Origin of the sequence: Streptomyces capoamus (assembly GCF_014654935.1) — a bacterium.
Classification (GTDB): domain Bacteria; phylum Actinomycetota; class Actinomycetes; order Streptomycetales; family Streptomycetaceae; genus Streptomyces; species Streptomyces capoamus.
Genome location: NZ_BNBF01000003.1, coordinates 77,915 through 88,977 on the forward strand (window position 1 = coordinate 77,915; position 11,063 = coordinate 88,977).

Below are 11,063 nucleotides of genomic sequence, written 5' to 3' on the forward strand. Positions count from 1 at the left end.
ACCGTGCAGCTCATGCCGCTCGCCAACGGGCCGCACCCCGCCCTGCGGGCCGGCGCCTTCCACCTGTTCCGCTTCCAGGCCCGCGAACTGCCCGACATCGCCTACCTCAGCAACCTCGTCGGCGCCGTCTACCTCGACAAGACGGAGGACGTGATGGTCTACCGGGAGGCCCTGGACCGGTTGAGCGCCCAGGCCGCCTCCCCCCGGAGAACCGAGACCCTGCTCGGCGCACTGCGCAAGGAGTGGTGACCGTACCCCGCACCCCCTGTGACGCGAAGCCCCCTGCCCCTCGACCGAATGGGAGACACGGCGTGCCCGACAACGGATGGCCGGCCGACCGGATCGACACCGAGAACGCCCACTCCGCCCGCATCTACGACTACATACTCGGCGGCAAGGACTACTACCCCGCCGACAAGGAGGCGGGCGACGCGATGGCCCGGGAGTGGCCCGCGCTCCCGGTGCACATGCGCGCCAACCGCGACTTCATGAACCGTGCCGTGCGCTGGCTCGCCGAGGAGGCGGGCGTGCGCCAGTTCCTGGACATCGGCACCGGCGTTCCGACCTCGCCTAACCTGCACGAGATCGCCCAGGCCGTGGCCACCGAGTCCCGGGTCGTCTACGTCGACAACGACCCGATCGTGCTCACCCTCTCGCAGGGCCTGCTGGCCAGCGCCCCGGAGGGCCGCACCGCCTACCTCGAGGCCGACTTCCGGGACCCCGCGGCCATCCTGGACGCCCCCGAACTGCGCGAGACCCTCGACCTGAGCCGTCCCGTCGCGCTCACCGTCATCGCGATCGTCCACTTCATGCTGGACGCGGACGACGCGGTCGGGGTCGTACGGCGGCTGCTGGAGCCGCTGCCCTCCGGCAGCTACCTGGCGATGTCCATCGGCACCGCCGAGTTCGCGCCCGAGGAGGTGGGCCGGGTCGCCCGCGAGTACGCGGCCCGCGACATGCCGATGCGGCTGCGCACCCTGGACGAGGCCCGCGCGTTCTTCACGGGCCTGGAGCTGGTCGAACCCGGCATCGTCCAGGTGCACAAGTGGCACCCCGACGGCAGCGGCGAACAGGGCGTCCGGGACGAGGACATCGCGATGTACGGCGCGGTCGCCCGCAAGCCGTGACAGACCCGGGGCCGGGGTCCGACCCACCTCCCGGACCCCGGCCCCGCCCTTCCCGTCGTACGACGGCCGGGGCGGGTCGCCGGACCGCTACCTGAGCCCATGTACACCACCCGAGCCGCCCGGCACGTGGCGGCGCCGCCGCACGCCGTCTACCGGGCCCTGACCGACCCGGAGGCGGTCGCGGCCTGGCGGGTCCCGGACGGCATGACCGCCCGCGTGCACACCTTCGACGCCCGCGAGGGCGGCTCCTTCCGGATCTCCCTCACCCACGACGATCCGTCCGCCCCCGGCAAGTCGGGCGGGCGCACGGACACCTACCGGGGTCACTTCGCCCGGCTCGTGCCCGACGCCCTCGTGGTCGAGGTCCTCGCCTTCGAGACCGGCGACGACGCCCTGCGCGCCACGATGACCCTGACGACGACGCTCACCGCGGCCGACGGCGGCACGGACGTGGAGATCCGGCACGAGGGCGTCCCGGACGCGATCGCGCCCCGGGACAACGAGCGGGGCACCCGCATGGCCCTGGACAGGCTCGCCCGCCTCCTCGAAGGGCGGGGGCGGCCCGCTCCGGAATGACCGAAAACAGCGGGAGGGAGGCGGAACCAGACGGAGCGGAACGCGGTCTTAAGGTCCGTCGACGGCCGGGATCGGACCGGTCGCGAAGAAACCGGGGGAATGCCACACATGTCCGTCCGCAAGCGCAAGACCCTGCTCACCGCAACGGCCCTCGCCGCCGGCCTCACCCTGGCCGCCGTCACGCCCGCCCTGGCCGGTGCCTCCGCGAGCCACACCACCCGCGCCGCCGCCGTGTCGTCCGCCCAGGGCGACCCGCGCAACGCCACCCAGCGCGTGGCCGACTTCTACGGCGCCTACATCGACGCCACCTGGACGACCGACGACGCCACGGCCGGGCCCGCCGCCAAGGCGCTGCGCGGCTTCTACCTCTCGGCCGCCGCCCGCAAGCAGGTCGCCGCCTACGAGAAGAAGGAGCACGCCGACGGCATCCTGTTCGCCCAGAACGTGCCGGTGAAGTGGAAGGTGACCGCCACCGGTTCCGGCATGGGGCACGCCACCAGCCGCGTCACGCTCACCTGGGGCGACGGCCCGCACCCGGAGGTCAGCCGGATCGACGTCCAGTCCGACCTCAAGACCCTGAAGATCACCGGGCTGAAGAAGGCCGGCTGACGAGGGGCCCGGACGTGGGTCCCGCCCCGCCCCATTCGGAGCGGGGCTCACGCCCGCCGCACCGGCCGCGGGCCCGTGCGGACGCCACCAGGGGGCGCGTGGGCGACGCCGGCCGTGCGCTCAGCCGCTCCGGCCCGGATCCCCGCGGCCGAGGTGCCGCCGGCGTTCGACCTGGGTGCGGTGCACCGCGATGAGCGCGGCGTCGTCCCCGAGCCGGCCGCCGACATGGGCGAGCAGATCGCGCCGCAGGTGGTGCATCAGTGCCTCGGGGCCGTCCTCGGCCCACCGCAGGGCCCGCTCGGCCAGCGGATAGAACCGGCCGTCGCCGTCCCGGGCCTCCACCACCCCGTCGGTGTAGAGCAGCAGCGTGTCGCCCGGCTCGAAGGAGAACACGTCCAGCGTGTGCTCGCTGCTGTCGTGCACCCCGAGCGGGGGCGAGGGGTGCAGGCTCGGGACCGTCACCACGCGCCCGGGGCTCAGCAGCAGCGGCGGCGGATGCCCGCAGCTGGTCATCCGGGTGACCGGGTCACGGTCCGGGACCTCCAGCAGCAGGGCGGTGGCGAACCGCTCGCCCTCCTCCTCCGGGGTCTCCAGGTCGGCCGCGTACCGGGTGACGCTCTGGTTCAGCCGGTCCGCCAGCTCGCCCAGCGGGATGTGCCGGTGGGCGCTCTCCCGGAAGGCCCCGAGCAGCAGCGCGGCCTCGCCGATGGCCGGCAGTCCCTTGCCGCGGACGTCACCGATCAGGAGGCGGACCGCGCCGTCGCTCACGGTCGCCGCGTACAGGTCGCCGCCGATCTGCGCCTCGTCCTCCGCGGCCAGGTACAGCGAAGCGATCCGCAGCGGGCCGATCTGCTCGGGCAGCGGCCACATCAGGACGTGCTGCGCGGCCTCGGCGACGGTGCGGACCTGGGCCAGCTGGGCCTGCCGGCGCCGGCGCAGGGCGCTGTAGACGACCGTGAGCGCCACGAGCACGGTCAGCGTGACGATCTGCACGATGTGGTTGGTGGTGCCGATCCCGCCGTGGCGCAGGCCGATGAGGACCTGGGCGGCCACCGCGAGCGCCCCGACGCCGGCCGTGGTCCGGGGGCCGGCGAAGGAGGGGGTGAGCGCGGGCGCGATCACCAGGGCCGGACCGAGATGCACATCGGCCGGGGACCGCAGGTCCACCACCGTGATCACCACGACGAGCGCGACCGGCAGCACCAGCAGCGCGTGCGGCGACCGCCACGGCTGCCGCGAGCCCAAGCGTCCCAGCGGGGGTGCCATGCCTCTCAGCGTGCCCCCGGGACGGGTGCCGCGCACGTCCCGCCGCACCCGCGACACGCGCGCCGCGGCGCCGGACCCCGGCCCACCGACGGCTCCCCCCGTACCGGCGCTCGCCGTCGCGGTCCGGCCCTTTTCCGCGACGCCGTGTCGCGGGCGGCGCGCCGGGTACCCGTACGACCCCCCGGGCCGTCCCGCCGCCCGGGGGCGCAGGGTGCCGAATGGAGGGGACATGACGCACAAAGGGGAGGACACCGCGCCCCTGACGCGACCGGAGGTCACCGAACTCCGCCTCGCCTCGGGGCCGGATCCGCTCACGCCCGCGCCGGAGCCGTCGGAGCTGCCGCAGGACCGCAGCCAGGCGATCCTGGAGGCCACCAAGGCGATCGGCGCGCTCCTCAAACGCGCCGGCCACCCGTTCGCACTGGCCGGCAGCGTGGCCGTCTACGCCCACGGCGGCAGCCGCTACCTCCAGCACGACGCCGACTTCGCCATCCTGCCCGAGGACGCCGAAGCGGTGGCCGCCAGTCTGCGGGAGGCCGGGCTGGGCGTGCGGACCCCGCCGGAGGACTGGCTGCTGAAGACCACCTGCCACGGGCAGAACATCGACATCATCTTCGCGCTGGCGCACCAGCCCGTCACCCGGGACATGCTCGACCGGGCGCACGTCCTGCCGGTCGACTCGGTCCTGATGCCCGTGCTGTCCCCGACCGACCTGATCCGCAGCCTGATCAGCGCGTTCTCCGAGCACTACTGCGACTTCGGTTCGGTGCTGCCGGTGGCCCGCGCGGTCCGCGAGAAGGTCGACTGGGACGCGGTCCGCGCGTCCTGCGGCGACCAGCCCATGCCCGCCGCGTTCCTCTTCCTCCTCGAACGGCTGAACGTGATCGACCCCCGGGAGGGGCAGCCATGACCGACACCAGCCCGCCGCCGCCGACGGCAGGGAGCCTGGACTACCGCGTCGCCCACCTCGCCGAGCACCTGGCCGCCGGAGACCTCGCGGAACTCGGCGTACGGCTCGAACTGCGCGGCGACACCGTGCTGCTCACCGGCACCGTGCCGTCCACCCAGTGCCGGGACGACATCCTGCGCATGGCCCGCGAGGAACTGGCGGGACACCCGGTCCACAGCGACCTGCTCATCGCGGGGACCTCCTCGCCCGACCACGGAGAGGACCTGACATGATCCGCGTCGCGGCCGTCGGGGACATCCACATGGGCCCCGAGAGCCAGGGCACCCTGCGGCCCTCCTTCGAGACCCTGCCCGGGTGCGCCGACGTCCTGCTGCTCGCCGGTGACCTCACCCGGCACGGCACCCCGGAGGAGGCGGCGATCGTCGCCCGGGAGATCAAGGACCTCGGGGTGCCCGTCGTCGCCGTACTCGGCAACCACGACCACCACGACGAGCGGCCCGAGGAGGTCGGCGCGATCCTCCGGGACGCCGGCGCGCACGTCCTCGAAGGACAGTCCGCCGTCGTCACCGCCGACGGCGCCCGGATCGGGGTCGCCGGGACGAAGGGCTTCGGCGGCGGCTTCGTCGGCCGCTGCGCCGGCGAGTTCGGCGAACCCCTCATGAAGGAGTTCGTCCGCTACACCCGCCGGTGCGCCGACGGTCTGCACAGGGCCCTGAAGGACCTCGAGGAGTCGGACTGCGACGTGCGGATCGCGCTGACCCACTTCTCGCCGGTGCCGGACACGCTGGCCGGGGAGCCGCTGGAGATCTACCCGTTCCTCGGCAGCTACCTGCTCGCGGAGGCCATCGACACCGGCGGCGCCGACCTCGCCGTGCACGGACATGCCCACGCCGGCACCGAGCACGGCATGACCAGCGGGGGCGTGCGCGTGCGCAACGTCGCCCAGCCGGTGATCGGTCAGGCCTTCCACGTCTACCACGTCCCCGGCCGGAACGACTGACGCCGGACCGGCGCCGGGGGAGGCGGGGCGTCAGCCGACGCGGGAAGCCGGGGTGTCAGGCCGCCGTCTCCAGGGCCGCCCGTGCGGTCACCTCGCCGTCCTTCGCGCGCACGGCCAGCGGCACCGGTGCGCCCCGGCGGCGCACCAGCAGCCCCGCGCCGACCGGCCCCGCGATGAGCAGCCCCCCGGCCACCAGGGCACCGCGCGCCCCGGCCCACTCCATCAGCAGGCCCAGCAGCGGCGGCCCGCCGAGGCCCCACACCGTGCCGACGCTGCTCCACACCCCGAGCACCCGGCCACGCAGGTGCGGGGGCGGGTCGGTCTGCAGGACGGCCGTACCGGCGGTGTCGGAGACGGACTCCACCACCGCCATCGGCAGGACCAGCACCAGCAGCACGGCCAGCGACGGCGAAAGACCGGCCACCACCTGGAGCAGCGCGCCCGCCGCCGCGAGCAGGCCCACGGTCCGCACGGACGGCCTGCGCAGGCGGGCGCCCAGGACCGCGCCGAGGATGCCGCCGACGGCCAGCACCGTGGAGACCGTGCCGAACGCCCCGGCGTCACCGGCCAGCGGCCCGGTGACCAGGACGGCGAGCGTCAGGCCGTAGTTGCGGCCGAAGACGGAGCTGAGCCCAGTGATGCCCGCGAGCGCGACCAGGCGGGGCCGGCCCGCGAAGAAGGACAGGCCCTCCCGTACGGTCATCCGCGGCGGTGCCGCAACCGTGCGCGGTCCGGCCGCCGGTTCCGTGGCGGCCCCGGGAGCCGGCCGCAGGAACGGCACCACCGCGGCCACGAAGAGGAACGACAGCCCGTTGGCGGCGTAGGCGGCACCCGTGCCGAGGAAGCCGACGGTCACCCCGGCCAGGGCGGTGCCCGCCAGCCGGCCCGCGCTGTGCACCAGCGCGCCCACCCCGATCGCCGACGGCACGTCCGCCACCGGCACCAGATCGTTGCCGAGCAGCGCGCAGGCCGGCCCGTCGACCGTGGCGACGACGCCGGTCACCGCGGCCAGCACCAGCAGCACCGGCAGGTCGATCCGGTCCAGCGTCACCAGCAGCGCCGTCGTGAAGGCGACCGCGCCGAGCAGGGCCTGGCTCACGGCGACCGTCGGCTTCCGGGGCCAGCGGTCCACGGCCGCGCCGCCGAGCAGGCTCACGAACAGCGCCGGCGCCGCCTGCACGGACATGGACAGACCGGTCGCCGCGGCCGAGCCCGTGATGTGCAGCACCAGCAGGTTCTGCACCGTCAGCTGCATCCAGGTACCGGTGTTGGAGACCAGGTTCGCGGCCGACCACCAGCGCATGCTCCGGTACCGCAGGGAACGCCACGGTGAACGGGTGCCGGGAACGGGGGTGGTGGACGCGGGCAGGGGAGAGGCAGAGGGCACGGCGGGGTACTCGACAACCAGGTGGTGGGACAGACCGGCGGATCCCTTCGGTCCGGCGGCGTTGCAGGCCGGGCCGCCTGGTCAGGGCGCCGACCATGGTGGCGGAAGGGTTGCCGTGACCGACGCCACGGCGTCCGCCCGCCCCGGCGGATGACGCCCAACCAGGGGGCCGCACAGCCGAGTTGACCTCCGCGTGGGGTTCCTCACAGCCGCGCGGGCGCCCGTTCCCGGCCCGGCCCGCTGTGCCCTCGGCCACACCCCCTAGCGGTTGACCGTCCGCATGCCCGCCTCGTCGTACCGCTCGCCCGACACCCGCGGCAGCTCGGCGTCGATGCGGGCCAGGTCGTCCGCGGTCAGCTCGATGGCGGTGGCGGCGGCGTTCTGCTCCAGGTAGGTGCGGCGCTTGGTGCCCGGGATCGGCACCAGGTCCTCGCCCTGCGCCAGCACCCAGGCGATCGCCAGCTGGGCGGGGGTCACGTCCTTCTCGGCTGCGATCTCCTTCACCTTCTCCGCCAGCCGCAGGTTCGCCTCCAGGTTGGCGTCCGTGAAGCGCGGGTTCGTGCGCCGGAAGTCGTTCTCGTCCAGCTCGTCCGGCGAGGTGAAGCGGCCCGCGAGGAAACCCCGGCCGAGCGGCGAGTACGGCACGAACCCGATGCCCAGCTCCCGGCAGACGGGCAGCACCTCGGCCTCCACGTCCCGGGACCACAGCGAGTACTCGCTCTGCACCGCGGTCACCGGGTGCACGGCGTGGGCCCGCCGGATGGTCTCCGCGCTCGCCTCGCTCAGCCCGATGTACCGGACCTTGCCCTCGGCGACCAGTTCGCCCAGCGCGCCGACCGTCTCCTCGATGGGCACGTCCGGGTCGACCCGGTGCTGGTAGTACAGGTCGATGCGGTCGGTGCCGAGCCGCTGGAGCGAGCCGTGCACCGAGGACCGCACGTGCGCGGCCGAGCCGTCCTGCCGGCCGACCGTGCTCATGTCACCGGGCACCGCGTCGTCCATCCGGTTGTTGAACTTGGTGGCGATCACGTACTCGTCGCGGTGCCCCCTGATCGCCTCGCCCACGAGGGACTCGTTGGTGAGCGGCCCGTAGACCTGCGCGGTGTCGAGGAAGTCGATGCCGAGTTCGAGGGCGCGCCGGATGGTCGCGATGCCCTCGGCCTCGTCGGCCGAGCCGTAGAAGGCGGACATCCCCATGCATCCCAGCCCGATGGCCGATACCTGGAGGTCCCGCAGCCTGCGCTTGTGCATGGAAGATCCCTTCGTGAACATCCGACCGTCGTACGGCGCGGCACATGCCTGACTCCATCTAGCGACGGATCGCGGCACCCGGCATCCCGTGCGGGAGGCCGGCCGCGCCGTCGGCGACGCTACGAGCTGGAGCGCTCTCGAAGTCAAGGCGCGCCGGGGCGCGGCCCGGTCCGGGCGTCAGGCGCTGGGCACACAGCCGCACCGGCAGTTCGCACAGGTCGTTCTGCGTGACCACCGGCTTGTTGCGCAGCTCGCTCACCGGCACCGCCGGCTCCAAGCGGGGGCAGCACAGCCTCCTCGATGCCCATGAGGCCGGCGATGACGTACCGGGGCAGCGGGTAGGCGAAGGCCGCCTTCAGGTCGCGGCCCGGGTCGGCCAGGCCGATCAGCGGCCGGTCGGCGGAGGCATTCGGGTGACGCGGATCCCCGCGCCCGCCCACCGCGGCGGCGTGCCCCTGTGGCGCCGCCCACCCCGCCGGTGTGATGGTTTTCGCACCTCGACCCGTGCGGGCACCCCCTAGGGTGGCCGCGAGTACGGCAGGGCGTGGCTGACACCAGGGTGTTCGTCGCCGGCAGGCAGCTGAAGGGAATCCAGGATGTTCCGCAAGGTGCTGGTCGCCAACCGTGGAGAGATCGCGATCCGCGCGTTCAGGGCGGGCTATGAACTCGGCGCGCGCACCGTCGCCGTGTTCCCGCACGAGGACCGCAACTCGCTGCACCGGCTGAAGGCCGACGAGGCGTACGAGATCGGGGAGCCGGGGCACCCGGTGCGGGCCTACCTCTCCGTCGAGGAGATCGTGGCCGCCGCCCGCCGGGCGGGCGCCGACGCCGTCTACCCGGGCTACGGCTTCCTGTCGGAGAACCCGGAGCTGGCCCGCGCCTGCGAGGAGGCGGGCATCACCTTCGTCGGCCCCAGCGCGGCCACGCTGGAGCTGACCGGCAACAAGGCCCGCGCGGTCGCCGCCGCCCGCGCGGCCGGCGTACCCGTGCTCGGCTCCTCCCAGCCCTCCACCGACGTGGACGAACTGGTACGCGCCGCCGAGGAGATCGGCTTCCCCGTCTTCGTCAAGGCGGTCGCCGGCGGCGGCGGGCGCGGCATGCGCCGCGTCGAGGACCCGGCCCAGCTGCGCGAGTCCATCGAGGCCGCCTCCCGCGAGGCCGCGTCCGCGTTCGGCGATCCGACCGTCTTCCTGGAGAAGGCCGTCGTCGAGCCCCGCCACATCGAGGTGCAGATCCTCGCCGACGGCGAGGGCAACGTGATCCACCTCTTCGAGCGCGACTGCTCGCTGCAGCGCCGCCACCAGAAGGTCATCGAGTTGGCCCCCGCGCCCAACCTGGACCCGGAGCTGCGCGACCGGATCTGCGCCGACGCCGTCCGCTTCGCCCGCGAGATCGGCTACCGCAACGCCGGCACCGTGGAGTTCCTGCTCGACCGCGACGGCCGTCACGTGTTCATCGAGATGAACCCGCGCATCCAGGTCGAGCACACCGTGACCGAGGAGGTCACCGACGTCGACCTGGTCCAGGCCCAGATGCGGATCGCCTCCGGGCAGACCCTCGCCGACCTCGGCCTGTCCCAGGACACGGTCACCCTGCGCGGCGCCGCCCTCCAGTGCCGGATCACCACCGAGGACCCCGCCAACGGCTTCCGCCCGGACACCGGCCGGATCAGCGCCTACCGCTCCCCGGGCGGCTCCGGCATCCGGCTCGACGGCGGCACCACCCACGCCGGTACGGAGATCAGCGCCCACTTCGACTCGATGCTGGTCAAGCTCACCTGCCGGGGCCGCGACTTCCGGGCCGCCATCGGCCGCGCCCGGCGCGCGGTGGCCGAGTTCCGCATCCGCGGTGTCGCCACCAACATCCCGTTCCTCCAGGCGGTCCTGGACGACCCCGACTTCCAGGCCGGACGCGTCACGACGTCCTTCATCGAGCAGCGCCCGCACCTGCTCACCGCCCGCTCCTCCGCCGACCGCGGAACCAAGCTGCTCACCTACCTCGCCGACGTCACCGTCAACCAGCCGCACGGCCGCCGGCCCGACCTGCTCGACCCGCTGACCAAGCTGCCGCCGCTGCCCGCCGGGGAGCCGCCCGCCGGTTCCCGCCAGCGCCTCGTCGACCTCGGCCCCGAGGGCTTCGCCCGGCACCTGCGCGAGTCACCGACCATCGGCGTCACCGACACCACCTTCCGTGACGCCCACCAGTCCCTGCTCGCCACCCGGGTGCGCACCAAGGACCTGCTCGCCGTCGCCCCCGTCGTCGCCCGCACCCTGCCGCAGCTGCTGTCCCTGGAGTGCTGGGGCGGCGCCACCTACGACGTCGCCCTGCGCTTCCTCGCCGAGGACCCCTGGGAGCGGCTGGCCGCCCTGCGCGAGGCCGTCCCCAACATCTGCCTGCAGATGCTGCTGCGCGGCCGCAACACCGTCGGCTACACCCCGTACCCGACCGAGGTCACCGACGCCTTCGTGCAGGAGGCCGCCGCCACCGGCATCGACATCTTCCGCGTCTTCGACGCCCTCAACGACGTCGGCCAGATGCGCCCCGCCATCGAGGCCGTACGCGAGACCGGCACCGCGATCGCCGAGGTCGCCCTCTGCTACACCGCCGACCTCAACGACCCCGGCGAGCGGCTCTACACCCTCGACTACTTCCTGCGCCTGGCCGAGCAGATCGTGGAGGCCGGCGCGCACGTCCTCGCCATCAAGGACATGGCCGGTCTGCTGCGCGCCCCGGCCGCCGCCAAGCTGGTCTCCGCGCTGCGCCGCGAGTTCGACCTGCCGGTGCACCTGCACACGCACGACACCGCCGGCGGCCAGCTCGCCACCTACCTCGCCGCGATCCAGGCCGGCGCCGACGCGGTCGACGGGGCGGTGGCCTCCATGGCCGGCACGACCTCCCAGCCGTCGCTGTCCGCGATCGTCGCCGCCACCGACCACT

Annotated in this window: 12 protein-coding genes; 8 read left to right on the top strand and 4 right to left on the bottom strand. The window is 73.9% G+C overall.

All coding sequences use genetic code 11. From position 1 onward, the window contains the following. The 4 genes from IE312_RS39040 to IE312_RS06260 all read left to right on the top strand — a co-directional run. A partial coding sequence (locus IE312_RS39040; RefSeq protein ID WP_229899166.1) for a Scr1 family TA system antitoxin-like transcriptional regulator occupies positions 1 to 249 on the top strand: 249 nt, incomplete at its 5' end. A 62-nt stretch (positions 250 to 311) separates the two neighbouring features. Continuing rightward, positions 312 to 1,127 (top strand): SAM-dependent methyltransferase, encoded by an 816-nt coding sequence (locus IE312_RS06250; RefSeq protein WP_189979113.1) that lies wholly within the window; start codon positions 312 to 314, stop codon positions 1,125 to 1,127. Positions 1,128 to 1,226: 99 nt separating this feature from the next. Then, positions 1,227 to 1,703, top strand: coding sequence for an SRPBCC domain-containing protein (locus IE312_RS06255; RefSeq protein ID WP_189979115.1), 477 nt, complete (start codon positions 1,227 to 1,229; stop codon positions 1,701 to 1,703). A 108-nt stretch (positions 1,704 to 1,811) separates the two neighbouring features. Continuing rightward, the gene (locus IE312_RS06260) at positions 1,812 to 2,312 is read left to right on the top strand and encodes a hypothetical protein (RefSeq protein ID WP_189979117.1); all 501 of its coding nucleotides are present in this window, start codon (positions 1,812 to 1,814) and stop codon (positions 2,310 to 2,312) included. 120 nt (positions 2,313 to 2,432) lie between these two features. Here IE312_RS06260 and IE312_RS06265 read toward each other — a convergent pair whose 3' ends face one another. Continuing rightward, positions 2,433 to 3,578 carry a PP2C family protein-serine/threonine phosphatase gene (locus IE312_RS06265; protein WP_189979119.1) on the bottom strand — a complete coding sequence of 382 codons (1,146 nt, stop codon included), beginning with the start codon at positions 3,576 to 3,578 and terminating at the stop codon, positions 2,433 to 2,435. 229 nt (positions 3,579 to 3,807) lie between these two features. Here IE312_RS06265 and IE312_RS06270 point away from each other — a divergent pair, with 229 nt between their 5' ends. From IE312_RS06270 to IE312_RS06280, 3 genes are read left to right on the top strand one after another with little or no spacing between them, the layout of a single operon-like run. Continuing rightward, complete coding sequence (locus IE312_RS06270) at positions 3,808 to 4,488, top strand: nucleotidyltransferase family protein (protein WP_189979120.1); 681 nt, start codon at positions 3,808 to 3,810, stop codon at positions 4,486 to 4,488. Further along, positions 4,485 to 4,760 (top strand): BON domain-containing protein, encoded by a 276-nt coding sequence (locus IE312_RS06275; RefSeq protein WP_189979122.1) that lies wholly within the window; start codon positions 4,485 to 4,487, stop codon positions 4,758 to 4,760. Before IE312_RS06270 ends, IE312_RS06275 begins: the two co-directional genes overlap by 4 nt. After that, positions 4,757 to 5,488, top strand: coding sequence for a metallophosphoesterase family protein (locus IE312_RS06280; protein ID WP_189979125.1), 732 nt, complete (start codon positions 4,757 to 4,759; stop codon positions 5,486 to 5,488). Before IE312_RS06275 ends, IE312_RS06280 begins: the two co-directional genes overlap by 4 nt. A gap of 55 nt (positions 5,489 to 5,543) precedes the next feature. Here the strand turns inward: IE312_RS06280 and IE312_RS06285 are convergent, their stop codons facing one another. The 3 genes from IE312_RS06285 to IE312_RS43755 form a co-directional block, all read right to left on the bottom strand. Next, positions 5,544 to 6,791 carry an MFS transporter gene (locus tag IE312_RS06285; RefSeq protein ID WP_189979127.1) on the bottom strand — a complete coding sequence of 416 codons (1,248 nt, stop codon included), beginning with the start codon at positions 6,789 to 6,791 and terminating at the stop codon, positions 5,544 to 5,546. A 345-nt stretch (positions 6,792 to 7,136) separates the two neighbouring features. Beyond that, positions 7,137 to 8,126, bottom strand: coding sequence for an aldo/keto reductase (locus IE312_RS06290; RefSeq protein ID WP_189979129.1), 990 nt, complete (start codon positions 8,124 to 8,126; stop codon positions 7,137 to 7,139). Between the two features lie 58 nt (positions 8,127 to 8,184). Then, the gene (locus tag IE312_RS43755; protein ID WP_189979131.1) at positions 8,185 to 8,391 is read right to left on the bottom strand and encodes a hypothetical protein; all 207 of its coding nucleotides are present in this window, start codon (positions 8,389 to 8,391) and stop codon (positions 8,185 to 8,187) included. 331 nt (positions 8,392 to 8,722) lie between these two features. On the opposite strand from IE312_RS43755, the gene IE312_RS06300 reads away from it, so the two are divergent. Beyond that, the coding region (locus IE312_RS06300) for a pyruvate carboxylase (RefSeq protein WP_229899168.1) at positions 8,723 to 11,063 on the top strand (2,341 nt) is incomplete at its 3' end.

What these genes read in the sequence shown, in the direction of transcription:
- IE312_RS06280 (WP_189979125.1), top strand. Translation starts at nt 4,757, where the DNA reads ATGATCCGCGTCGCGGCCGTCGGGGACATCCACATGGGCCCCGAGAGC.
- IE312_RS06265 (WP_189979119.1), bottom strand. Translation starts at nt 3,578, where the DNA reads ATGGCACCCCCGCTGGGACGCTTGGGCTCGCGGCAGCCGTGGCGGTCG.
- IE312_RS06255 (WP_189979115.1), top strand. Translation starts at nt 1,227, where the DNA reads ATGTACACCACCCGAGCCGCCCGGCACGTGGCGGCGCCGCCGCACGCC.
- IE312_RS06260 (WP_189979117.1), top strand. Translation starts at nt 1,812, where the DNA reads ATGTCCGTCCGCAAGCGCAAGACCCTGCTCACCGCAACGGCCCTCGCC.
- IE312_RS06270 (WP_189979120.1), top strand. Translation starts at nt 3,808, where the DNA reads ATGACGCACAAAGGGGAGGACACCGCGCCCCTGACGCGACCGGAGGTC.
- IE312_RS06285 (WP_189979127.1), bottom strand. Translation starts at nt 6,791, where the DNA reads ATGCGCTGGTGGTCGGCCGCGAACCTGGTCTCCAACACCGGTACCTGG.
- IE312_RS06290 (WP_189979129.1), bottom strand. Translation starts at nt 8,126, where the DNA reads ATGCACAAGCGCAGGCTGCGGGACCTCCAGGTATCGGCCATCGGGCTG.
- IE312_RS06275 (WP_189979122.1), top strand. Translation starts at nt 4,485, where the DNA reads ATGACCGACACCAGCCCGCCGCCGCCGACGGCAGGGAGCCTGGACTAC.